At 50.1% G+C, this 21,278-nt stretch carries 26 protein-coding genes and 1 pseudogene; 4 read left to right on the top strand and 23 right to left on the bottom strand.

What is annotated here, in order from left to right:
- The coding region (locus ACTHSN_RS04815) for an IS5 family transposase (RefSeq protein WP_440365131.1) at positions 1-471 on the top strand (471 nt) is incomplete at its 5' end.
- Between the two features lie 143 nt (positions 472-614).
- A pseudogene (locus tag ACTHSN_RS04820) lies at positions 615-794 on the top strand (DapH/DapD/GlmU-related protein); the annotation flags it as partial.
- Between the two features lie 81 nt (positions 795-875).
- Here ACTHSN_RS04820 and cysS read toward each other — a convergent pair.
- The 17 genes from cysS to rpmE form a co-directional block, all read right to left on the bottom strand.
- Entirely contained in the window at positions 876-2,297 is a 1,422-nt protein-coding gene (cysS, locus tag ACTHSN_RS04825; protein ID WP_070460229.1) for a cysteine--tRNA ligase, read from the bottom strand.
- A gap of 10 nt (positions 2,298-2,307) precedes the next feature.
- On the bottom strand, positions 2,308-3,177 hold the full coding sequence (locus ACTHSN_RS04830; protein ID WP_070460231.1) for an EcsC family protein: 870 nt from the start codon (positions 3,175-3,177) through the stop codon (positions 2,308-2,310).
- Positions 3,178-3,237: 60 nt separating this feature from the next.
- Entirely contained in the window at positions 3,238-4,392 is a 1,155-nt protein-coding gene (gene obgE, locus ACTHSN_RS04835) for a GTPase ObgE (protein WP_070460233.1), read from the bottom strand.
- Positions 4,393-4,535: 143 nt separating this feature from the next.
- Positions 4,536-5,024 (bottom strand): peroxiredoxin family protein, encoded by a 489-nt coding sequence (locus ACTHSN_RS04840; RefSeq protein ID WP_070695251.1) that lies wholly within the window; start codon positions 5,022-5,024, stop codon positions 4,536-4,538.
- Positions 5,021-5,404 (bottom strand): acyl-CoA thioesterase, encoded by a 384-nt coding sequence (locus ACTHSN_RS04845; RefSeq protein ID WP_070460238.1) that lies wholly within the window; start codon positions 5,402-5,404, stop codon positions 5,021-5,023. Before ACTHSN_RS04845 ends, ACTHSN_RS04840 begins: the two co-directional genes overlap by 4 nt.
- A complete protein-coding gene (locus ACTHSN_RS04850) occupies positions 5,404-5,766 on the bottom strand; it encodes a hypothetical protein (protein WP_003681812.1) in 363 nt (120 codons plus the stop codon). Before ACTHSN_RS04850 ends, ACTHSN_RS04845 begins: the two co-directional genes overlap by 1 nt.
- Positions 5,767-5,880: 114 nt before the next feature.
- On the bottom strand, positions 5,881-6,708 hold the full coding sequence (locus tag ACTHSN_RS04855) for an MlaA family lipoprotein (RefSeq protein WP_070460240.1): 828 nt from the start codon (positions 6,706-6,708) through the stop codon (positions 5,881-5,883).
- The gene (locus tag ACTHSN_RS04860) at positions 6,705-6,983 is read right to left on the bottom strand and encodes an STAS domain-containing protein (RefSeq protein WP_036493932.1); all 279 of its coding nucleotides are present in this window, start codon (positions 6,981-6,983) and stop codon (positions 6,705-6,707) included. The genes ACTHSN_RS04855 and ACTHSN_RS04860 overlap by 4 nt, the downstream gene beginning before the upstream one ends.
- A gap of 63 nt (positions 6,984-7,046) precedes the next feature.
- On the bottom strand, positions 7,047-7,637 hold the full coding sequence (locus ACTHSN_RS04865) for an MlaC/ttg2D family ABC transporter substrate-binding protein (protein ID WP_070460242.1): 591 nt from the start codon (positions 7,635-7,637) through the stop codon (positions 7,047-7,049).
- 32 nt (positions 7,638-7,669) lie between these two features.
- Entirely contained in the window at positions 7,670-8,164 is a 495-nt protein-coding gene (mlaD, locus tag ACTHSN_RS04870; RefSeq protein WP_049329454.1) for an outer membrane lipid asymmetry maintenance protein MlaD, read from the bottom strand.
- A 49-nt stretch (positions 8,165-8,213) separates the two neighbouring features.
- Complete coding sequence (gene mlaE / locus ACTHSN_RS04875; protein WP_049344968.1) at positions 8,214-8,990, bottom strand: lipid asymmetry maintenance ABC transporter permease subunit MlaE; 777 nt, start codon at positions 8,988-8,990, stop codon at positions 8,214-8,216.
- Positions 8,991-9,055: 65 nt separating this feature from the next.
- Positions 9,056-9,856 (bottom strand): ABC transporter ATP-binding protein, encoded by an 801-nt coding sequence (locus tag ACTHSN_RS04880; protein WP_049344969.1) that lies wholly within the window; start codon positions 9,854-9,856, stop codon positions 9,056-9,058.
- A gap of 573 nt (positions 9,857-10,429) precedes the next feature.
- On the bottom strand, positions 10,430-10,666 hold the full coding sequence (locus ACTHSN_RS04885; RefSeq protein WP_083297186.1) for a YrhB domain-containing protein: 237 nt from the start codon (positions 10,664-10,666) through the stop codon (positions 10,430-10,432).
- 309 nt (positions 10,667-10,975) lie between these two features.
- A complete protein-coding gene (locus ACTHSN_RS04890) occupies positions 10,976-11,452 on the bottom strand; it encodes an SMI1/KNR4 family protein (protein WP_101755765.1) in 477 nt (158 codons plus the stop codon).
- Positions 11,453-11,565: 113 nt separating this feature from the next.
- A complete protein-coding gene (locus ACTHSN_RS04895) occupies positions 11,566-12,453 on the bottom strand; it encodes a hypothetical protein (RefSeq protein WP_232502738.1) in 888 nt (295 codons plus the stop codon).
- Between the two features lie 138 nt (positions 12,454-12,591).
- Complete coding sequence (locus ACTHSN_RS04900; protein WP_440365132.1) at positions 12,592-14,250, bottom strand: ArnT family glycosyltransferase; 1,659 nt, start codon at positions 14,248-14,250, stop codon at positions 12,592-12,594.
- Between the two features lie 235 nt (positions 14,251-14,485).
- Positions 14,486-14,701, bottom strand: a complete 216-nt coding sequence (gene rpmE, locus ACTHSN_RS04905) for a 50S ribosomal protein L31 (RefSeq protein ID WP_003681847.1) — start codon at positions 14,699-14,701, stop codon at positions 14,486-14,488.
- Between the two features lie 281 nt (positions 14,702-14,982).
- On the opposite strand from rpmE, the gene ACTHSN_RS04910 reads away from it, so the two are divergent.
- Positions 14,983-15,516: an acyltransferase gene (locus ACTHSN_RS04910; protein ID WP_070583988.1), complete on the top strand. Its 534-nt coding sequence runs from the start codon at positions 14,983-14,985 to the stop codon at positions 15,514-15,516.
- Positions 15,517-15,578: 62 nt separating this feature from the next.
- On the opposite strand, the gene ACTHSN_RS04915 is transcribed toward ACTHSN_RS04910, so the two are convergent.
- The 4 genes from ACTHSN_RS04915 to ACTHSN_RS04930 all read right to left on the bottom strand — a co-directional run bounded on the left by ACTHSN_RS04915 (position 15,579) and on the right by ACTHSN_RS04930 (position 18,394).
- On the bottom strand, positions 15,579-16,043 hold the full coding sequence (locus tag ACTHSN_RS04915; protein WP_070461161.1) for a four-helix bundle copper-binding protein: 465 nt from the start codon (positions 16,041-16,043) through the stop codon (positions 15,579-15,581).
- Between the two features lie 300 nt (positions 16,044-16,343).
- Complete coding sequence (locus tag ACTHSN_RS04920) at positions 16,344-16,772, bottom strand: hypothetical protein (protein ID WP_049329449.1); 429 nt, start codon at positions 16,770-16,772, stop codon at positions 16,344-16,346.
- Positions 16,773-16,780: 8 nt separating this feature from the next.
- Positions 16,781-17,296: an outer membrane protein assembly factor BamE gene (locus tag ACTHSN_RS04925; RefSeq protein WP_070461158.1), complete on the bottom strand. Its 516-nt coding sequence runs from the start codon at positions 17,294-17,296 to the stop codon at positions 16,781-16,783.
- Positions 17,297-17,755: 459 nt separating this feature from the next.
- Positions 17,756-18,394 carry an MBL fold metallo-hydrolase gene (locus ACTHSN_RS04930; RefSeq protein WP_070461154.1) on the bottom strand — a complete coding sequence of 213 codons (639 nt, stop codon included), beginning with the start codon at positions 18,392-18,394 and terminating at the stop codon, positions 17,756-17,758.
- A 111-nt stretch (positions 18,395-18,505) separates the two neighbouring features.
- On the opposite strand from ACTHSN_RS04930, the gene ACTHSN_RS04935 reads away from it, so the two are divergent.
- A complete protein-coding gene (locus tag ACTHSN_RS04935; RefSeq protein WP_070461150.1) occupies positions 18,506-19,312 on the top strand; it encodes a DNA ligase in 807 nt (268 codons plus the stop codon).
- Positions 19,313-19,377: 65 nt separating this feature from the next.
- Here ACTHSN_RS04935 and ACTHSN_RS04940 read toward each other — a convergent pair whose 3' ends face one another.
- Positions 19,378-20,028: an HAD-IA family hydrolase gene (locus tag ACTHSN_RS04940; protein ID WP_070461147.1), complete on the bottom strand. Its 651-nt coding sequence runs from the start codon at positions 20,026-20,028 to the stop codon at positions 19,378-19,380.
- Positions 20,029-20,038: 10 nt separating this feature from the next.
- The gene (locus tag ACTHSN_RS04945) at positions 20,039-21,025 is read right to left on the bottom strand and encodes an RluA family pseudouridine synthase (RefSeq protein ID WP_070646536.1); all 987 of its coding nucleotides are present in this window, start codon (positions 21,023-21,025) and stop codon (positions 20,039-20,041) included.
- Positions 21,026-21,278 lie beyond the last annotated feature (253 nt).

Consider the following 21,278-nt stretch of genomic DNA (forward strand, 5'->3'; position numbering starts at 1 on the left):
CGTTGGATAAAGAAAAACGGCCTCTACAGACTCGGTTACAAACAACATACCCGCACCGATGAGGAAGGCTATATCGAAAAACTGCACCTTACCCCCGCCAATGCCCATGAATGCAAACACCTGTTGCCTTTGCTGGAAGGACTGTCCAAAGGTACGACCGTCTATGCCGACAAAGGCTATGACAGTGAGGAAAACCGGCAACATCTGGAAGAGTATCGGCTACAGGACGGCATTATGCGCAAAGCCCACCGCAAACATCCGCTGTCGGAAGCGCAAACCAAACGCAACCGACATTTGTCGAAGACCCGTTATGTGGTCGAACAAAGCTTCGGTACGCTGCACCGTAAATTCCGCTATGCCCAGGCAGCCTATTTCGGTCTGCTCAAAGTAAGTGCGCAAAGCCATCTGAAGGCGATGTGTTTGAACCTGTTGAAAGCGGCTAACAGGCTAAATGTGCCTGTTGTTGCTTAAAAGGCGGCCCGGATGCCTGATTAATCAGGTATCCAAGGGGAATTAAGGGGATATTTGGGTAAAATCAGTGGATATTCGAAACAAAAACAGCCGAAAACCTGTGTTTAGGTTTCGGCTGTTGGGGAAGGGCTTTTTTGCAAAGGTCTCCGATTGTGATTGAGGATGATGTTTGGATCGGACGGCGCGCGATTATTATGGGCGGTGTCCGAGTAGGCAAAGGAGCGGTTATCGGCGCAGGGGCTGTGGTAACTAAAGATGTGCCGCCGTATTGCGTCGCTGCTGGGAATCCTGCGGTCATCAAGAAGAACCTGTTAGAAGATTAAGTACACACATCACGGTTTTCAACCAGATATAAAAAGGTCGTCTGAAAATGTTTTCAGACGACCTTTTTATATCAAATCAAATTAGCCGCGGCGCCAAGTTGTACCGCCGGCGTTGTCTTCCAGAATGATTTTGTGTTTGTTCAGAAGGTCGCGGATACGGTCGGATTCCGCCCAGTTTTTATCCGCGCGCGCTTGTTTGCGGCGGGCGATCAAATCGTCGATTTCCTCGTTGGACAGGCCGTCTGAAACCGCGCCGCCTTGCAGAAACTCAATCGGATCACGTTGCAGCAGGCCGATGATGCCACCCAAAGCTTTCAGGCAGCCGGCGAGGTGCGCATCATTGGTTTTGTTCACTTCTCCTGCCAGCTCAAACAACACGGCAACCGCTTCGACCGTACCGAAATCGTCGTTCATGGAGGCGTAGAAGCGGCGGGTGTAGTCGTTGGCGTTTTCAGATAAATCAAACTCAGCCGCAGGAGTGTTTTTCAACGTGGTGTACAGACGGGTCAGTGCGCCTTTTGCGTCGTCCAAATGCGCGTCGGAGTAGTTCAACGGGCTGCGGTAGTGGGCGCGCAGGATGAAGAAACGCACGACTTCAGGGTCGTATTGTTTCAACACTTCGCGGATGGTGAAGAAGTTGCCCAACGATTTGGACATTTTTTCGCCATCCACGCGGATAAAGCCATTGTGCAGCCAGTATTTGACGTGGCTGGCGATGCTTTGACCGTGATGGGTTTGCGCGTGGTCGTGGCCACAGGTATGACCGCTGGCACCGACGCTTTGGGCGATTTCATTTTCATGGTGCGGGAACTGCAAGTCCGCGCCGCCGCCGTGAATATCGAAAGTATCGCCGAACAGGTTTTCACTCATGGCAGAGCATTCAATATGCCAACCCGGACGGCCGTTACCCCAAGGGCTTTCCCATGCAGGTTCGCCTGCTTTGGCCGCTTTCCACAATACAAAATCAAGCGGATCGCGTTTGAAACCGTCCACTTCTACACGCTCGCCTGCACGCAGGTCGTCCAACGATTTGCCCGACAATTGTCCGTAAGCGGAAAACTCGCGCACGGCGTAGTAAACGTCGCCGTTTGCGGCAGGATATGCCTTGCCGTTTTGAATCAGGGTTTCAATCATGGCAATCATTTGCGGAATGTTTTCCGTCGCCTTCGGCTCAATATCTGGACGCAATACGCCCAAAGCATCGGCATCTTCGTGCATAGCCTGAATGAAACGCGCGGTCAGTTCGCCGATGGTTTCGCCGTTTTCAGCCGCGCGGGCGATGATTTTGTCGTCGATGTCGGTGATATTGCGCACATAAGTGAGCGGATAACCGCACTCGCGCAGCCAGCGGGCAATCATGTCGAACACAACCATCACGCGGGCATGACCTAAATGGCAGTAGTCGTAAACAGTCATACCGCAAACGTACATACGCACGTTTTTAGGGTCGATGGGGGCGAAGGGTTCTTTTTGGCGGGTGAGGGTGTTGTAGATGGTTAGCATATTCAATAGGTTATTGTGATGATAATATATTTTGATGACGAATCAGATTAAACTGCTGGCGGACATGGCTTTCGCCATATTTGCTTTCTAAGCGTTTGACAATAAAATGTCCGCGAGCGATGTCTTGATAAAAATCAGTAAACATGACGTTTAGGGTTGCACCTGCAACTGCACCGATGCCAGGAACTAATTGCGCTGCCACTTTTTCGGTAAGCGGAACGCCCAAACGTGTGGCAACAGCCTGAATGATTTGAGCTAATGCTTTGCCGATAGCCGAAGTGTCAATCACTTTGGCAGTTGTACCCTGTGTCAAAACAAGTAGTTCTTTTGAGGTTACGTTCATGATTTGGCTCAATGCGATACGGCTGGCATAATAACCGCTTTCAGCGCTGTCATCATCTTTGTCTTCATTGACGGTAAAACCGAAGACGGCAATACATTCCAATTTGGTTTGGTAATCGTTGATGTTGAAACCTTCACTGCGTGCTACGTCCAAAATGGAACGCATCATAATGGCGGTGGAAATTGGCAACTCGGCTGCCAAAGCAGTGAAGCCGAAAAAACCACCAACCGCACCCGTTACGCCTGCCATTAATTTATGAGTTTTAGTAGAGGCTTCAGTTTTCTCACTATTCATAGTGGATGCACTGGCATCGAATACTTTATGCAATGCTGTCTGAATAATTTGATTAACTTTGTCTGCCGCACCTTTGGGTAGCTTGTCTAATAGGTACTCCACAGGCGAACCGACTATTGCCGTCATTTTGGCAGTTAATGACGGACTGGTCAGCAGGGCAACGGCTTGTTTCAATTCGTCAAAATCCTGTTGCACCATAGGTGTGTCGTTTGAAGAAGAAACAAATATATTTTCTGGATTCATCAAATTTTCCTTTGTTTTTATTTTTGGGTGGGATTTCACGCAGAAATGCCACCTGAAACTTTATTCAGCCTGTAAAACGTTAGTATTCGTTTTTGGCTGATTTGCCACAATTTCGGCTTTTGCCGCTGCCTGCTCCGCTTCGGCTTTTTCGGCTTCGATGCGTTTTTTCTCGGTTAGGTATTGGTTGATTTGGTGTACCAACTCCTGTGTACCTTGGTGGGTCAGAGCACTGATTTGGAAGAGGCGCGGGGTTTCCATGTCGAATTGGAAGCGGTCGTCTGGTTTGGGGTAATCCCAGCCGATGGCTTCGAGGAAGGAGGCGGTGCGTGCTTGGGCTTCTTCTTCGTCGAGCATGTCGAGTTTGTTCAGCACCAGCCAGCGCGGTTTGCCGTAGAGTTCTTCGTCGTATTTGCGTAATTCGTTGATGATGGCGAGGGCTTCTTCTGCTGGGTTGACGGCTTCGTCGAAGGGGGCCAAATCGACGACGTGCAACAGCAGGCCGGTGCGCGATAAGTGTTTGAGGAAACGGTGGCCTAGGCCTGCGCCTTCTGCCGCGCCTTCAATCAGGCCGGGGATGTCGGCCATGACGAAGCTGTGGTTTTCGTCGATGCGCACGACGCCTAAATTCGGATGCAGGGTGGTGAAGGGGTAGTTGGCGATTTTTGGACGTGCGGCGGATACGGCGGTAATCAGGGTGGATTTGCCGGCGTTGGGCATGCCTAACAAGCCGACGTCGGCGAGGACTTTAAGCTCGAGTTGCAGGGAACGGGTTTCGCCTTCTTCGCCGGGAGTGGATTGTTTGGGCGCGCGGTTGACGGAGGATTTGAAGTGGATGTTGCCCAAGCCGCCTTTGCCGCCTTTGGCAAGGCAGACGCGCTGGCCGTGGTAAGTCAGGTCGGCGACGATTTCGTCTGTATCGAGGTCGCGGATGAGGGTGCCGACGGGCATTTTGAGGACGATGTCGTCCGCACCTGCGCCGTAGCGGTCAGAGCCGTGGCCTTTTTCGCCGTTTTTGGCTTGGTAGCGTTTGACGAAGCGGTATTCGACGAGGGTGTTGGTGTTTTCGTCGGCTTCTGCCCAAACGCTGCCGCCTTTGCCGCCGTCGCCGCCGTCAGGGCCGCCGCGGGGTACGAATTTTTCGCGGCGGAAACTGGTTGCGCCATTACCGCCTTTGCCTGCGGCGACTTCGATTTTTGCTTCGTCGATGAATTTCATGGTGTTCTCTTATGGGTATTCGGTTGTTTCAGACGACCTTTGTTGATAGAGGAGCTTGGTGTCTGAACGGATAAAATGTTGCTTATTATAAAGGATATTTCGGTTTTAGGCCGTCTGAAATGTGGTTTCAGACGGCCTTGGATTTATTGGGCGAGGGCTTGGTCGATTTCTTGGTAGAGTTGGGTGAAATTGGGTTCGCCAACGTAGGTTTTAAGGATATTACCGTTTTTGTCGATCAGGACGGAAGTCGGGTAAACCTGTGTGCCAAAGGCTTTTGCGGCCGTTTTGTCGGCATCGTACATGACGGTGAAAGGCAGGCCGTATTCTTTGACGTACTGATGGACGCTTTCGATAGGGTCGATGGGCTGGGCAATGCCGAGGACTTGGAAATTTTTGCCTTGATAGTCTTGGGCGGTTTTGATGATTTTAGGCATCTCGCTCACGCAGCCGGGGCAGGAGGGAAACCAGAAGTTGATGAGGGTAACTTTGTCTTTCAAATCGGAGTTGGTAATGATTTTGCCTTGCAGGTCGGGCAGGGCAAAATCAGGGGCGGCTTTGTTGCTGGGGATAAGGACGAAGGCAAGAAGTGCGCCGATCGTGGCAACGACAAGGAGTGTGAGTATTTTTTTCATGATGTAAGGTTTTGAATTGCGTGTGCTAAGGTTTGGGGAACGCTGATGCTGCGGCCGCTTTCGCTGCTGACGGGCATAAGGGTAACTTCGGCTTCGATGGCGGCTTTGCCGTTGGGCAGGGTCGCGGTTTGGCTGAGGATGATGTGGCGTGTGCCGATGTCTTTCAGACGGCCTGTGAAGGTTAAAACATCGCCTTCGAGCGATGGGCGGCGGTAGCGGATATCAACGCGTGCAACAATGAGCATGATGCCTTTGAGTTCGGACAGAAGGTCATGCTCTTGGAAAAACGTCCAGCGTGCTTCTTCGAGAAATTCGAGATAGCGCGCATTGTTGACGTGGCCGTAGCCGTCGAGGTGGTAGTTGCGGACGGTCAGTTTCATCAGTTGAGATTGATGGGTTGGAACTCTTCGCGTGCGATTGGTTCGTGTTCGAGGTCGGTAATCACGGTGGAGAGTTGGATGTCGAACCATTCGTTGAAAATGTCGGCGTCCAAATCAGGCCATTCGCTTTCGTCTTCGCACCAGTCGGCCAATTCGGCAGCAAAAATATCTTCGAAACGCGCTTCGATCTCGTCCCATACTTCGTCGGCGGTTTCGCACGGGCGAACGAGGTAGGAATTGGCATCGGCTTGGATATCTTCAAGCGTCAGGCCGTCCAAGTGATTGCCGGGCAGGGATTTCAGCCAGTTCCAAAAAGGATCGAGGGGGATGAGCAGGAAGACGCTGCGGTTGACTTCGTACATGGTGTTTTCCTTGGTTTCTGTATAGTTGAATGATATAGCAAAGGTGGTGGACTGGCTATCTTTTGGGGGATAAAGGCCGTCTGAATTTCAGACGGCCTTTATTTTTGGGAATAATCAGGGATTTTCTGATGGTGTTTGATACAGGGTTTGGGGATTGGCTGTATCGGGGATTTCTGCCGGAGCAGATTGGGGGGGTGCTACCGGTTCGGAAGTGGCATTGCTGTCCACTAAGTCATCAATGTCGATGTTGTCGTCTTCGCTTTGAGGGAGCGTGCCGCCGGTTTGTTGGCTGCGGACTTTCATGTAAAGGTCGCGTGTGTAGCTGTATTTGTCGATGGCTGCGCCTTCGAGGCTGTCGGTCAGGTCGAGGAGCTCTTCGCGGGTGTTGATGGCTTGCTGGCCGGTTGTACCCCAGCGTCCTGCGCTGGTGTGGAAGATGGCATTTTTAACCGGATAGACGGTGGTAATGGCGTTGCCGACGGTATCGCGTACGGTAGACGGGCCGAGCAGGGGGACGACGAAGTAGTTGCTGTTTTTCCAGCCCCATGAGGCGAAGGTGTCGCCGAGGGTGTTTTTATTGCTGGGTACGCCGCCTGCACCGGCTACGTCGATTAAACCGCCAAGGCCGAAGGTGGTGTTGATGCCGACGCGGACGAGGTCTTCGCTAGCGCGTTTGATGTCAAGGCGCAACACGTTGCTGCCGAAGCTGACAACATCGCGCAGGTTGTTGAAGAAGTTGCTCACGCCGGTACGCACCGGTTTGGGCGTTACTTTGCGATAGCCGCGTGCTACAGGGGAAAGGACGTATTTGTCTGCTTTGTCGTTGAACTTGGAAACGGTGCGATTGTAGCCTTCGTAAGGGTCGGCCGGATTGCGTTCGGCAAGTGCGGGAGCGGAGGCAAGGCTGATGATGAGGCAGAGGGAAGCGGTGGTTTTTTTCATGATTGCAACCAGTCTTTGATTTCGTAAAGTTCGGCCAGTGCGCGGACGGAATCGGGAATGTTTTGAATGGTCGGTTTTTTGTCTGTCCGGCGCAGAGCGTTGAGCAGCAGGGAAACGCAGGCGGAATCTGCTTTGCCTACTTGGCTGAAGTCTATGCTGTCTGTTTCTTTCAGACGGCATTGTTGTTCGTAGCGCGCAAAGGCGGAGGCAGTCAGGGTTTTGACGGTAACGTCGCCGCTGATGTAGAGCGTGCCGTTGCGGATTTCTGTTTGCATGGTGTCTTTATGATGTAAGGCACCATGCCGTCTGAACATCAGGCGGCATGGTGTGTGGGTGGATTATTTACCGCCGTTTTTGGCTTTCAAGTCGGCAATCAGGCCGTCGATGCCTTTGGCTTTGATGGTTTCGCCGAATTGGTTGCGGTATACGGTAACCAAGCTTGCGCCTTCGACTGCGACATTGTATGCGCGGTATTTGCTGCCGCTTTGGTAGGTGGTGAAGTCCATGTTGACCGGTTTTTGGCCGGAAACGTTGATTTCGGCGCGGACAACGATTTCTTTACCGCCTTTGTTTACGACAGGGTTGTCTTTGATGTTGACCTTGGCGTTTTTGAATTTCAGCATGGTGCCGGAGTAGGTGCGGATCAGCAGGGTTTGGAACTCTTTGGTCAATGCTTGTTTTTGTGCGTCAGTTGCAGTGCGCCATGGGTTGCCGACGGCCAACGCGGTCATACGTTGGAAGTCGAAGTAAGGGATGGCGTAGGCTTCGGCTTTTTGGCGTGCGGTGTTGGCATCGCCGCTGTTGAGGATTTTCAGCACTTGAACGGAGTTTTCACGGATTTGGTTAACTGCGTCTGCAGGTGCGGCAAATGCCATGCTGATGCTTAATACGCCGATGCTCAATGCGCTGATAAAAGAAGTTTTTTTCATGATAGTGTCCTGAATATTGGGTTGATATGTGTTTATTGTTTGTTTTGACCGGCAGATTCACTGTCTGCGTTTTTTTCGGCAAAGCTGGTCATGAATTTGCCGATAAGGTTTTCCAAAACCATGGCGGAGCTGGTGACGGTAATGGTGTCGCCTGCTGCCAAAGAATCGGTATCGCCGCCTTGTTGCAGGCCGATGTATTGTTCGCCCAACAGGCCTGAAGTCAGGATTTGTGCGGAAACGTCGCTGCTGAACTGATATTGGCTGTCCAGATTGAGGGCGACTTTTGCCTGATAGGATTTAGGGTCGAGCTGAATGGAGGCAACACGGCCCACCAGTACGCCTGCGGATTTGACCGGCGCGTTGGTTTTCAAGCCGCCGATGTCGCTGAAATCGGCATAGACGGTGTAGGTTTGTGATGATTTGCCGAACGATTGTCCGCCGGCGGCGCGGAAGGCGAGGAAACCGATAGCGGCCGCGCCCAATAAGACAAACAGTCCTACCCAAAATTCCAAAGCATTTTTTTTCATGTGCTATTGTCCTTGTTTCATTCTTTTTAAGTGTCGTTTCAGACGGCCTTTAGTCGGTAAACATCCATGCGGTCAAGATGAAGTCGACGGCGAGGATGGTCAGGGCGGAAGACACTACCGTGCGTGTACTGGCGCGCAAAATACCTTCGGAGGTCGGTACGCAGTGGAAACCCTGATGTACGGCGATCAGCGTAACGGCTACGCCGAAAGCGGCGGATTTGATTAAGCCGTTGAGTACGTCGTAATGGAAGGTAATGTTGTTTTGCATTTGCGACCAGAAAATACCGCCGTCCAAACCCAGCCATTCGACGCCGACCAAATACGCGCCGTAAATACCGGCAACGTTGAAAATCGAAGCCAGCAAAGGCATGGAAAACACGCCCGCCCAAAAGCGCGGCGCAACTACGCGTGCCACGGGGTCGACCGCCATCACGTTCATTGCTTCAAGCTGCTCGGTGGTTTTCATCAAGCCGATTTCGCTGGTCATGGCACCGCCCGCGCTGCTGGCAAACAGAATGGCAGCTAATACAGGACCCAATTCGCGCAACAGGGAAGCGGCAACCATATAACCCAAAATATCGGCGGATTTGAATTTTGCCAGCTGCGTATAGCCTTGCAAGCCCAATACCATACCGACAAACAGGCCGGACACGGCAACAATCAGGACAGACAACACGCCTGCAAAGTAAACCTGGCGGATGCTCAGGCGAGGACGGGTAAACGCCGTACCTGATTTGGCCAGGATATGCAGGAAAAACAGCGTAATGCTGCCCAGCGATTGGATGAAGCCGAGGGTTTTTGCCCCGACGGAACGGATAAAATTCATAGGTTCCAGTTGATTGGTTAAATGGTTTTCAGACGGCCTTGTTTAAGTTTCAGGCCGTCTGAACATCAGCCCAGCAAGTCTTGTTTTAAAGTCGTTTGCGCCGGATAGCGGTAGGCGACGGGGCCGTCTGCCAAGCCGCCGACAAACTGGCGCACCCAAGGCGAGTCGAGTTCGCGCATTTCTTCGGGCGAGCCGGAGAACATGATTTCGCCGTGTGCCAAGAAAATGACTTGATCGACAATTTCCAATGATCTTTCAATATCATGCGTTACCATCACGCTGGTTGAGCGCAGGGCTTTGTTGGCACGGCTGATGAGGTGGGCGATAACGCCCAGCGAAATCGGGTCGAGGCCGGTGAAAGGCTCGTCATACAACATGATTTCAGGGTCGAGCGCAATCGTGCGTGCGAGGGCGACGCGACGCGACATACCGCCGGAAAGCTCGGAAGGCATCAGGTTTTCAACACCGCGCAAACCGACTGCATTCAGTTTCAACACCACCAAATCGCGGATGACCGCTTCGGGCAAATCCGTCAGCTCGCGCATGGGGAAGGCGATGTTGTCGAAGACGGATAAGTCGGTGAACAATGCGCCGTGTTGGAACAAAACGCCCATACGGCGGCGGTGTTCGTATAGCTCCTGCGCCGAAAATGCGGCCAAATCTCGCCCTTCAATCAGCACTTTGCCCGATTGCGGGTGAATTTGACCCGTAATCAGGCGCATCAGCGTGGTTTTACCGCTGCCCGAACCACCCATTACGGCGGCGAAATTGCCTTGTGGAATGCTGAAGTTGATGTTGTTTAGAATAGGACGGTCACCATATGCGAAGGCAACGTCTTTCATTTCGATGAAGGGTGTGGAACTCATGCAGGAGAGGGGGTATCAAAAAATGTATTTTAATTACGTGTATTGTAAAGGGTATTGGATATTCGGGCAATTTTCAGACGGCCTGCGCGTAGGAATAACGGGTAAAAACGTGTGAAAGAATGCAGAAGCGTTGGTGGTACGGTCGTTTTGTCGCATGTTGTGTCAAACATACAGGCGGCTGTGTAGGTATATTTTGTATAGAAATACAAAAAACAACTGAATCAAATCTAATTAAAAATATTTTTATCATCAAATATCAATACTTTTTTGGGGGGAGCTTAGACAGGAAACAGCTAATCTAATATCTATATTGAATTATTTGTGAAAAGAAAGAATAAAACATCGATAAATTTCCTTTCCTCTCTCTCTCTTGTAGAATAATATATTTTTGATAGGTTTTTATTAAATATCCTTATAACTCTCTTATAGAGTTATAAGGATATTTCTTTAATCTCATTATTTTGCTCTATGCCTAAAGCGTCCTGTTGGTCCATACATTTCCCCGTTATGAGTCTGTTTCCATCCATATAGTTTCAAATTTAGTAGGATACGGACTTAGCTAATGGGCTAAAATCAACGAATAGAAGGAACTCCTCCATTTTTAGAAACAAATATAGGCCAATTTCCAATAATAGATTTATTTATATCCATTGTTTCTAAATATTCTTTTGACTGATATGGGAAAAACCATCCATCATCATTTTCTCGTACATGAGATTCAACTATTAACAATGAAATTCCCATTTCTTGCTCTATTTGACTTAAAAAAGATACTGCGATTTTCTTTGCTTCTTGATAATTAATTATCATGGCAATACTCCAAATTGAAAATGTTTAAAGGTAGTAAAATTGACTTTACCTCCTTTTTGTATTTGCCTATCAATATACCCTTTGGGACAACTGCACTTTATGGCCCGCGCTGGATCGGTTGTGTTAAACAAAGGCCGTCTGAAACGGTTTTCCTGTCTTTAGACAGCCTCTCAGCTCAAACCTTGAGAAGCGAATACGTGCGTTCCGCACACATCCTACCTGTTGAGTTTAGGTTTCATATGGGCTACGGCTTGCTGATGTCAGACAATTTTTTTTAATTTAGTTGGGTTTTCAACTCAACCTACACATTTAATCTGAAAGTTCATATAGCATATCCCAAAAGGCATCAAAACTATCTGCAATATGGCTAGTTACCATTTTCGTATCTCCATTCTCATCTTCATAAAAATCATCATGATACATCAGAATGATAAATGGATTTTCATTGCATTTTCTGTAATCAAAACAGATATAATCTCCATTAGCTGAAATCCCAAAAGCAATCACTTTTTTTGCATATCCATATTCATCATCGATACATGAATAGCTATAAATATCCTCATAGCCTAAATTTTGCTTATACCCTAAAAATGAAATGTCCCTTTCATCATTTTCACCGTATTGATTGATAAAATTGAAAATATTTTCTTTAGGGTATAAATGATCATGTTTGCCAAGAAGTGATACATATGAAACAGGAAAAACGACCCCTACATCTTCAGCGAATTGTTGAATTGTTCTTATTGGAACCAATCCCTCATCTGATGATATTGATAGTTTTCTCATTTTTACTGACCTTTCTTTAACGATTTTTGACCAGTATGCCTAACAGCTTTATGAATACTATTAGGAATTAACTGCATATTATAAAGAGGCGGGCAAACATGCCCGCCTTGTTTTTAATATTTCTGCAAACCTTCTACCTTGATTTCTTTGGCATTGGCATTGATGAAGGCTTGAGTCGCTTTCATCGTGGCTTGGATGCGCGGATCGTTCCAACGCACGATTTGGTTGTTTTCATCGCGCTTGTCCGACCAGATAATCACGCCGTCGGTGTATTTTTTGCTGATTTCGAGCATTTTGCGCCAGCGGACGGGGTCGATGAACTGTTTGAAATAAGGGCTGTTGGTGGCCGAATAATATTGCGGCCAAATGTAGCCGATGATTTTTTTGTTGGGAAAGCGTTGGTGGATGTCGTCAACGGCGGTTTTCACGTCTTTTTCCCATTGCACCAAATCGGGGGAAGTGATGTAGAACACAGGATTGGCATAGTCGCTGATAGCGGCGGTGGGCGCACGGCGTTTGCTGACTTGCCGCCATTTTGTCAAGATGGCTTCGTTGTCAACGTTGGGACGGTAGTGTCGGATGCCGTGCAGGTGTTCGGAGGGCATGCCGTAGTTGCTGATGACGGCGCGCGGGTTTTCTTCTCTGAAGATTTGGTACATCCGCGCGAAGTCAGTTCTCAATTCGTCGGGCGTCAGCAGCTGGCCGTATTTTTCGGCAAACCAGCTTTCGATGTCGGTAGAAATGGTGCGGTAGCCTTCGCGGCGCGATTGTTTGGCCAATTCGCGGATACGCGCTTCGTTAAGTACTCCGTGTTTGCGTTTGCCCGTCGGATCGGGTTTGACCAGCTCGCTTTCGTAAACCAAGAACACTTTGGAGAGTTTGTCGGCAGTCAGGTCGGGTTTGCCGACATAGTCCATGCGGTCGTAGATAATGAAATCTTTGGCATGGGCGGAGAGGGCGGTCAATAAGAGGACGAGGGGCAAAAGGCGGTTGGGTTTCATGTTTTTAGGCAGATAAGGGAAAAGGGCCATTGTACGGGAAGCGGTGTTAAAGTGAGTCAAAGGCCGTCTGAAAGGATAAAAGTTCTTTCAGACGGCCTTTGTTGGGGTGGGAATATTCAGTTTTGAGGCTGGTATGGCTTACTGCGCTGCAGTTTTTTCCAGCAATAGGAAAGTCTCGGCTTTGTTGCGCGGTCTTGCGCCTTGCCACAAGGTTTGCCAGCCCGAAGGTGCGCCGATGTTGGCGGCTTGGCGGATGAGGCGGTAGCGGCAGGACGGGTTGTTGGTCGTGGTTTTAATATGGCTGTATTGTGTCCACGCGATTCGTGTGCGCTGGTCTTGGCCGTCGATGCTGATACATTCGAGGCCGTCTGAAAGCTGCTGTTTCAATTCGGAAGAAAGCGCGGCTTCCATTTGGTGAACCACCGGCGCATGGCTTTTGGCGGCGTTGAGCCACGGTAAAAACAGGGTCATCAGTAAAGCCCAAGCCAAGGTAACGCCGGCCGCCCAGTTGGTTACGGCTTGGCGGCCGCGGATGTTTTTACGCGTAATCGCCCAGAGCCATAACGGGGTAAACAGCAGGGCGACGGCCATCGGAATCGGGTCGATGTCGGGGATGTAATACGGGCTAAAATAGGCGGCGCGTTCGGCTAGTTTGGCGGGCCAGCCGTAGTTCATGGCGAAGAAGCCCAGCCACAGGAAGACGGCAATGAAACCGAATGCCATGATGCCGAACCAGTTGATAAATGCCACTGCACCGCGACGCAGGCCGTCCAGTTGTGCCGCGCCGAGTAGGGCGAGTGGCGGCAACAGCCAAACGAGGTTGTCTTGCAGGCGTTGCGGATTGATGGCGAGTAGGGCTGTCATGATAATCAGCCACGACAGGCTCAGAATGCCCCAGTTTTTATCGTGGATACGCGTGCGGCTGAGCGTCCATGCCGCCAGCGGCCAAGCAGGCAGGGCAAACCACAGCAGGTTTTTCAGATAATAGGGCAGGTTGAAGGCCGTCTGAATCTGATGGAAACCGCCGAATACGCCTAAGGAATAATGGTTGAACCAAATATCAAACCATTCGGGATTGGTTTTGGATAAAACCAGCGGATACAGAATCAGCAGGGGCAGGGAAACGACGATGGTGCCAATCAGAGTCAGCAGATAGCGTTTGCTTTGCCAAGTGGAATGGAACGACAGGGCAAGTGCCAAAAAAATCATGGCTGCGGTCAGCAGATAGCCTGAGGAGAGGGAGAGTAAAACCCAGCCGCCGCACAACAGCAAAATGGCAATAATGACGCGGCGGCGTGCCAGTGAGAAGCCGCACAGAATCAATCCAAATGCAGCAAAGACGGCCGACATGGGATTGAGGAAGTGGGCGATGGGCAGTAAACCGATGCTGCCGATAAGGATTAAGACAACACTGCGGCCATGGTGTCTGCCGAGAAAGTTGAAACCGGCAAAACCGCAGGCGGTCAGTCCGATGGCGGTGAATACCACGCCGGCAAAACGCGCGGCATCATAGGCATCGGCTGCCCAAGGTGAAAACAGGGTTTGGAATGCGGTTGCCGCCCATAAAAAAGCAGGGGAGATGGTGAAATCGGGTTGGCCGAAGATTTGTGCAATTAACAGGCTGCCGCCGTTTTTCATGGATTCGGAGGCGGTAAAGAGGGAGGGTTCGGCAGGGTTCCACAAGTCATGCGAGAACACGCCCGGCCACAGCCAGGCAAAGGCCATCAGCAGCAGAAGCCATGGTTTTTCATGGGTTTTTTGGGGGCGGCGCGGATCGGGCGGTGTGTAAGTCAGCATGGAAGGTCAAAAAACGGTTGATTTGAATAGCAATGGTACAGGGTTTGACGGGTTTGCGCGATATGCCGGACTGGAGGGCTTTGTAAAACAATGCTTACGGCTCGTTTTTATCGGGTGTTTGGAATGATATGGTATTCGGTTGACGACAAAAAGCTCAGGCCGTCTGACAGAAATATTTCAGACGGCCTGAATGCAAAAAAGACTGCACGAAGCAGTCTTTTTGACAAAGCGGCAATTAGCGTTTGAACAGGTTGCCGAATTTGTTGTTGAATTTGTCCACGCGACCGGTAGTGTCGACGATTTTTTGAGTACCGGTGTAGAAAGGGTGGCACAGAGAGCAAACCTCAACGTTGAAGCTGTCTTTTTCCATTGCGGATTTGGTCACGAATTTGTTGCCGCAAGAGCAGGTAACGTTGATTTCGTGGTAGTTCGGGTGAATACCTTGTTTCATTTTATTTCCTTTCGATTAAGCGGGCACAGGGGTTTTGCCTGTACTTCAGTTAAGCATGGAATTTTCGCTATTTTTGGCTGTTTCGTCAAGAGGATATTTTGTATGCAGGGCAGTTTCGCAACAGACGAGAACAGTTTAGAATAGAGTCTCGAACTGCATATTATGCGGTCAGATTGTAATCTAACTGAAAAGAGGATGTAAAACCTCCTCTAGATGTGAAACTTTAAGAAGAATAATAGTCTGAATAATATTTACGCTTGTACGAACAGGAGACGGAATCAATGTGGAAAAAGATATTGACGTGCATTTTGCGTGTTTTGGGAGGAGTGTTGCCCCCGTCTTATTGCAAACCATTCGGCAGAATTGCGCAAAAATTCCGTGTTGCTTTGGCTGCGTGTATTTCTCCAAACATCGGTAAAAACGTCAATATTGAAAAAGGCGGATACGTCTTTCCGGATACGGTAGTCGGCGACAATTCGGGTATCGGCGTAAATTGCGAAATCTGCCGCGGTTTGACCCTCGGCAAGAACGTGATGATGGGGCCGGAATGCCTGTTTTATTCGACCAACCACAAATTCAACCCTGAAACCCGCCGCTTCGAAGGTTATACAGATATCAGCCCGATTGTGATTGAAGATGATGTTTGGATTGGCCGGCGTGCGATTATCATGGGCGGCGTTACCATCGGTAAGGGCGCGGTAATTGGTGCAGGTTCGGTGGTTACCAAAGATGTGCCGCCTTATTGCGTGGCTGCGGGCAACCCTGCGATTGTTCGGAAAAAACTGCTGGATGAGCAAGAGCTTGCAGCCGAATAGCGTAAACAAAATAGCAAAATAAAAGGCCGTCTGAATTTCAGACGGCCTTTTTTCAATAGTGCTTAAGCGGCAATTTTTTCGCATTCTTTAATGCAAGCCAAGCAAGATTCGTAGCAGGCTTTGCATTCAGCGTGGTGGCCGGCGTGTTCTTTGCAGGCGGCAGCACATTGTTTGCAGGCTTCGATGCACACTTTTGCCAAAGATGGGGTCAGGCGTGAATTTTGGGCAGCGAGGTTTTGCAAGGTGCCGCACAGTGCCAGCATTTGATTGACGCCGGCTGCGCAGTCTTTCATGGAGGTATCGCCTGCGCTCAACAGGGCAATGCAGTGCGCCAAGCAGATTTGACCGGCTTCAACGCAATGTGCGGCCGCTTTGCGCGCAGCTTCGTAGGCGCGCGGTGCAGAATGCGCGTGACCGGCATGACCGGCGTGGTGTGCATGGCCTGCATGGTCGTGAGCACGGGCAAAAGAAGCGGCGGCGGTAAGGGAAACAGCAGCGGCGCTGCCGATAAATTGACGACGGTTCATAAGATAGAGTCCTTTTTGCTTGGTGAAATGATATTACGAATAATTAAATCTATTCGATAACAATAGGTTAACATATTATTTGTTTATAAACAATAAAGGCTGCCTGAACTTTTAGGCAGCTTTTTTTAGATACGCGTTAGGTTGATAGAGTTTTCTTTTTCTGAATCAGCAGCCTCAACGAAGTTGCCGTGCCATCAAGACTGTATCAGTATAGCCAGTCATAAAGGTTTTACGAATAAAAAGAAAAGGCCGTCTGAAAGATGAAATTTCAGACGGCCTTTATTCAAACTAAAGCCTACATCAGATGACTTCTAAAATGAAATACTGACGCAGTTTTTCGTACACATTATTTTGTACGTTGATACAACCATTGGTTATGATGCGGTCGGCCACATGAGGGGAGACGATGCGTTCCATGCGTCTTTCCTGTGGCTTGAGCGTCCATACCCTGTGTAACGCAAACAGAAAGTCATTTTCTTCTTTGAAGCCGATAACCTCGCCACCGTAACCCGGTTTGCTGGTCATCATCGGCGTCATATTGAATTTGCCTTTCGGCGTGGTCTTGCCAATCAGTACCGGATGGCACTGACCGTCGTCGGCAAAGCAAAGCTCCGCCTTAGCTGTATTGACCACAACTTTTTTACGCTGGATATAGTCGCTGACAGCATCGGCAGCGGCCAAAGAATTCAGACCTGCTGCCAAGGCTATACCCAATAGGATCCGTTTCAAATTTGTCCTTATTGACGGATGCGGTTAGGAGCTTCTTTAATGATCTCGCGGATGATCACTTGAGGCTCTTGTTTAGGTGTAGGTGCTGGAGGAGGACATACGGCATCTTTAGGGAATACTGGATTCCAGAAGAAGCTGCGTGCAAATTTGTCTTTGTCGTAGATCACTTTGTATTGGCAAGTAGTGATGCCTTCAACGCCGGAAGTGTTTTCAGGGTCAACGCCTACGCCCGGGGTGTAGAAGTGGAACAGGTAGTCCCATTCACGCACGCCAACCATGCCTTCGTCGTAGTGAGGACGGCCGAGGATTTTGTAGATGTCGTCTTTGGTCAGACCAGGACGCATTTGATCCAGCTCGTCAAAAGTCGGGAATGTACCGCGGTCTTTGTTGAAGGTCAGGGAGTAAGGTTTAGGGAAGCGTGGCTCGTCTGTAGTGCCTTCAGGAGTGATTTTGCTCTTAGTAGCACAGGCGGCCAGCAGGCCGGTAGCCAGCAGGACGAAGCCTACTTTTGCGATTTTTTTCATTTGATAATCCTTTTATTGATTTTACCGGCCGAACTTTTCAGACGGCCTGTTAGTGCCGGCAGCGAGTTTGCCGGTTTACCCAAATAATGTTGTGCTTCTTAAAGATGTACCCGACGGTTTGACAAACAGAACATCGGCACATTCCGGCAGGGCATTGCGCCTCATCTCCGTTGTATCCGCCTGAATCGGCAGAACCGTTCAGACGGCCTGACTGACATTTATTGTCACTTTGTAACAATTTCACTTCGAGTAAGGCTTGGGGTTTAGAGATGTCCGGTTTTCGATAAATCAGGTTGTATTGCGTAATACCTTGTTATCTTTGTGCTTTAGTTCATTTTGGCATTTGCCGGAGATTAGGTACTTAATCTTTCGGGTGTTATCCCTGCAAATTGTATGCCAGTTTTCTTTTATGCGCATAATCTGAGTATGCCAAAATGTTGGCTTTATACAACATTCATATTAGCGAACCAGAAATGGATTGTACCTTTTCTCATGCCCGATACTGGTCATACGGCCGTGTCCGGCTATAACTTGCGTGGTTTCGGGCAGGGTTAATAGTTTAGCGCAGATATTGTTTATGAGGTCATCATGATTGCCGCGTGGAAAATCTGTGCGACCGACAGTCTCATAAAATAAAACATCGCCTGCGACTAAAAGTTCATTTTCGGCGTTGTAAAAAACGACTTGGCCGGGAGTGTGGCCGGGAATGTGGAGGACTTGGAAGCTGTGATTGCCGACCTTGAGCGTTTCCCCTTCTTCCAGCCAGCATGTCGGCGTGAATGACGGAGAAACAGGGAAGCCGTATTGCGCCGTCGTTTGCGGAAGGGCTTGGAGCAGGAATTCGTCGTCTTTGTGCGGGCCGAGAACGGGTACGTCGCAGGTTTTCAAAAGTTCAACCACGCCGCCTGCGTGGTCAAGATGGCCGTGGGTCAGCCAAATGGCGGTCAGCTTGAGGCCTTTGTTTTTGATTTGTTGCAATAAATAGGGTACGTCGCCGCCGACATCGGTCAAAACGGCTTCTTTGGTTTCGTCATCCCAAATCAGCGTGCAGTTTTGACGGAAAGGGGTAACGGCGTTGATTTCAAATTGGAGTGCCATGGGTGTTCCTAGGAAAGGCTTATTTAATGTTGTTTACGTTTCAGACGGTCTTTTGTTATTATGCACATATAATAAAAAGCAAGTCTGGAAAAGTGTCTTATGAATAATGTAATGCGAACCATGATACCGATTTTTGCGGCTTCTTTCATCTCTGCGGCGTTTGGTGCAGATTTGTTGTTGGCTCAGGAATATAAAAATCAAGATATTGCCGGTTGGGCCATGAGTGAAAAGTTGGATGGCGTACGCGCGTATTGGGACGGCAGGCAGCTGGTCAGTCGTCAGGGCTATGCGTTTACACCACCCAAAGGTTTTACAGCAGGTTTTCCGCCGTTTCCGATGGATGGTGAGTTGTACAGCGGACGAGGGCGGTTTGAGCAAATTTCCGCGACGGTGCGTTCTGCCTCGGGAACTTGGGACGGCATCCGCTTGCATGTTTTTGATGTGCCACAGGCGCAGGGTAATCTGTATCAGCGTCTGGAAACGGCTTCGAAATGGCTGAAATCACACCCGTCGGCACGGTTTACGGTTATTCCGCAAGTCAAGGTGCGTGACAAACAGCATGCTTTGGATTTTTTGAAACAAGTTGAAGCGCTGGGTGGGGAAGGGGTGATGCTGCGTCAACCTGAAGCCCGTTATGCAAGCGGTAGAAATGGGCAGCTGTTGAAGCTGAAAAGTGAATATGATGATGAATGTACGGTAACGCGTCATTATGAGGGCAAAGGGCGCAATGTCGGGCGTTTGGGTGCGGTAGGATGCAAAAACCAATATGGCGAGTTTCGTATCGGCAGCGGTTTTAAGGATAAAGACCGCGACCATCCGCCGAAAATCGGTGCGCTGATTACTTACCGTTATCGTGGTTTTACGCAAAAGGGAACGCCGAAATTTGCAACATTTGTCAGGGTGCGCTCAGATCGATAAAACAAATTAAAGGCCGTCTGAAAGTAGGTTTCAGACGGCCTTTAATATAGATGTTGCATAGCCTTTTATAAGGTTTCCAATACATCAGGCAACTCGGCCAAGCTATTGAGCATGGCAACATGGGGCATGGAGGAAAGCTGTTTGGCAGTATGTGCGCCGGTGGTGACGGCGATGGCGCGGATTTTGGCGTTGGCGGCCATTTCTAGGTCGTGGGTGGTGTCACCGACGACGACGGCCTCTTCCGGTTCAATACCCAGTCGGTCACAGAGGGCAAGTACCATATCGGGCGCGGGTTTGGACGGATATTCGCTGGCGCAGGCGGTTTCCAGCCAAAAGTCTTGAGTGTCGGTTTGTGCGATGGCTTTGTCCAAGCCGCTTCGGCCTTTGCCGGTGGCGATGGCAAGCCAATAGCCTTGTTGTTTCAAGCGTTGCAGGCAGGGCAGGGCTTCGGGAAACAGGGTCATGTTGCGGTTGTTGGGATTGAGGTAGTGCGCGGCATAGGTCTCAATCAGGGTTTCCTGAACGTGTTCGCTGACGTTGTGGGCAAGGCGGCGGATGATGCCGGAGAGGCTGTATCCGATGAGCGGGCGGATTTGGTCGGCTTCGGGAACGGGCAGGCCGCAATCGGCAAAGCTTTGCTGAAAGGTGTGGATGATGGGGTTGGTGGTGTCGGCAAGTGTGCCGTCCCAGTCGAAAATAATGAGTTTGGGTTTCATGGGTTTCCTTTCAGACGGCCTTTTCCTGATTTTCCAGCATTAAAACAAATTGTGCCAATTCTTGCGGCAGGGGGGCTTCCAGGATCAGTTTCTCTCCGGTCAGCGGATGGGCGAGATGCAGCTCGGAAGCGTGCAGGAACATTCTTTTCAAACCGAGTTTTTGCAGGCGTTTGTTGGCTTGATAGTCGCCGTAGCGTTCGTCGCCGGCAATGGGGCAGTCTTGCGATTGCAGATGGACGCGGATTTGGTGGGTGCGGCCGGTTTTCAGGGTGGCTTCGACAAAGGTCAGGTCGGATAGGCCGACTTGGTGCAAAAGGCCGTCTGAAAAACGGTTTAACACGCGGAAGATGGTGTGGGCGGATTGGCCGTCTTCGCTGACGCGCACCATTTTTTCGCCTTGTGCGCCGGTGTATTTGAACAGGGGGAGCTTGACGTGGAAGCGGTCGTTCGGCAGCCTGCCGACACCCAGCGCGAGATAGATTTTTTTCGGATGGTCGTTGCGGATGGCTTCGTGCAGTTTCACCAAGGCGCTGCGTTTTTTGGCAATCATCAAAAGGCCGCTGGTGTCTTTGTCGAGGCGGTGGACGAGTTCGAGATAACGTGCTTCGGGACGAGCGCGGCGGATTTGTTCGATGACGCCGAAGCTCACGCCGCTGCCGCCGTGGACGGCAACGCCGGATGGTTTGTTGATGACCAAAAGCGCATCGTCTTCGTAAACGATGTCAAACTCGCGCGCAGGCGCGGCCTGGCTTTCAGACGGCCTTTGTTTTTCGGCGATACGTATCGGCGGAATGCGGACGGTATCGCCTGCCTGAATGCGGTTGTCGGGTTTACAGCGTTTTTTGTTCAGCCGCACTTCGCCGGCGCGGATAATGCGGTGGATATGGCTTTTCGGGACGCCTTTGAGGATTTTTATCAGATAGTTATCAAGGCGTTGGCCTTCCTCGTGTTCGGCAACGGCAATCAGGCTGACTGAATCTTTGCGTATTGCGTGCATTTTCTCTATAATCCCAAACGTCCGTTTCGGGACTCGAACCTGCCATCGCAGGCCGTCTGAAACGGATTTATTGTTAAAACGAGATTTTATATTAAAAACGCACTCCGCAAAGCATTTCCTTGTGTTTGTTCAAAGCCGGCAAACGCAATCCCGTAATTAAGTTTGAATTGAACCTGCCGTCCGGCCGGGCGTAAGACGCAGTCCGCGCAGCACCGTCCGAAATTACCGGCGCTACGATAATAAGAAGATGTAG

The sequence above is a fragment of the Neisseria sp. P0009.S010 genome, assembly GCF_051958545.1.
GTDB classification, from domain to species: domain Bacteria; phylum Pseudomonadota; class Gammaproteobacteria; order Burkholderiales; family Neisseriaceae; genus Neisseria; species Neisseria subflava_A.

Excerpts from the sequence above, each read along its gene's own strand:
- cysS (WP_070460229.1), bottom strand. The coding sequence starts at position 2,297 with ATGCTAACCATCTACAACACCCTCACCCGCCAAAAAGAACCCTTCGCC.
- ACTHSN_RS04830 (WP_070460231.1), bottom strand. The coding sequence starts at position 3,177 with ATGAATCCAGAAAATATATTTGTTTCTTCTTCAAACGACACACCTATG.
- obgE (WP_070460233.1), bottom strand. The coding sequence starts at position 4,392 with ATGAAATTCATCGACGAAGCAAAAATCGAAGTCGCCGCAGGCAAAGGC.
- ACTHSN_RS04840 (WP_070695251.1), bottom strand. The coding sequence starts at position 5,024 with ATGAAAAAAATACTCACACTCCTTGTCGTTGCCACGATCGGCGCACTT.
- ACTHSN_RS04845 (WP_070460238.1), bottom strand. The coding sequence starts at position 5,404 with ATGAAACTGACCGTCCGCAACTACCACCTCGACGGCTACGGCCACGTC.
- ACTHSN_RS04850 (WP_003681812.1), bottom strand. The coding sequence starts at position 5,766 with ATGTACGAAGTCAACCGCAGCGTCTTCCTGCTCATCCCCCTCGATCCT.
- ACTHSN_RS04855 (WP_070460240.1), bottom strand. The coding sequence starts at position 6,708 with ATGAAAAAAACCACCGCTTCCCTCTGCCTCATCATCAGCCTTGCCTCC.
- ACTHSN_RS04860 (WP_036493932.1), bottom strand. The coding sequence starts at position 6,983 with ATGCAAACAGAAATCCGCAACGGCACGCTCTACATCAGCGGCGACGTT.
- ACTHSN_RS04865 (WP_070460242.1), bottom strand. The coding sequence starts at position 7,637 with ATGAAAAAAACTTCTTTTATCAGCGCATTGAGCATCGGCGTATTAAGC.
- mlaD (WP_049329454.1), bottom strand. The coding sequence starts at position 8,164 with ATGAAAAAAAATGCTTTGGAATTTTGGGTAGGACTGTTTGTCTTATTG.
- mlaE (WP_049344968.1), bottom strand. The coding sequence starts at position 8,990 with ATGAATTTTATCCGTTCCGTCGGGGCAAAAACCCTCGGCTTCATCCAA.
- ACTHSN_RS04880 (WP_049344969.1), bottom strand. The coding sequence starts at position 9,856 with ATGAGTTCCACACCCTTCATCGAAATGAAAGACGTTGCCTTCGCATAT.
- ACTHSN_RS04885 (WP_083297186.1), bottom strand. The coding sequence starts at position 10,666 with ATGATAATTAATTATCAAGAAGCAAAGAAAATCGCAGTATCTTTTTTA.
- ACTHSN_RS04890 (WP_101755765.1), bottom strand. The coding sequence starts at position 11,452 with ATGAGAAAACTATCAATATCATCAGATGAGGGATTGGTTCCAATAAGA.
- ACTHSN_RS04895 (WP_232502738.1), bottom strand. The coding sequence starts at position 12,453 with ATGAAACCCAACCGCCTTTTGCCCCTCGTCCTCTTATTGACCGCCCTC.
- ACTHSN_RS04900 (WP_440365132.1), bottom strand. The coding sequence starts at position 14,250 with ATGCTGACTTACACACCGCCCGATCCGCGCCGCCCCCAAAAAACCCAT.
- rpmE (WP_003681847.1), bottom strand. The coding sequence starts at position 14,701 with ATGAAACAAGGTATTCACCCGAACTACCACGAAATCAACGTTACCTGC.
- ACTHSN_RS04910 (WP_070583988.1), top strand. The coding sequence starts at position 14,983 with ATGTGGAAAAAGATATTGACGTGCATTTTGCGTGTTTTGGGAGGAGTG.
- ACTHSN_RS04915 (WP_070461161.1), bottom strand. The coding sequence starts at position 16,043 with ATGAACCGTCGTCAATTTATCGGCAGCGCCGCTGCTGTTTCCCTTACC.
- ACTHSN_RS04925 (WP_070461158.1), bottom strand. The coding sequence starts at position 17,296 with ATGAAAAAAATCGCAAAAGTAGGCTTCGTCCTGCTGGCTACCGGCCTG.
- ACTHSN_RS04930 (WP_070461154.1), bottom strand. The coding sequence starts at position 18,394 with ATGGCACTCCAATTTGAAATCAACGCCGTTACCCCTTTCCGTCAAAAC.
- ACTHSN_RS04935 (WP_070461150.1), top strand. The coding sequence starts at position 18,506 with ATGCGAACCATGATACCGATTTTTGCGGCTTCTTTCATCTCTGCGGCG.
- ACTHSN_RS04940 (WP_070461147.1), bottom strand. The coding sequence starts at position 20,028 with ATGAAACCCAAACTCATTATTTTCGACTGGGACGGCACACTTGCCGAC.
- ACTHSN_RS04945 (WP_070646536.1), bottom strand. The coding sequence starts at position 21,025 with ATGCACGCAATACGCAAAGATTCAGTCAGCCTGATTGCCGTTGCCGAA.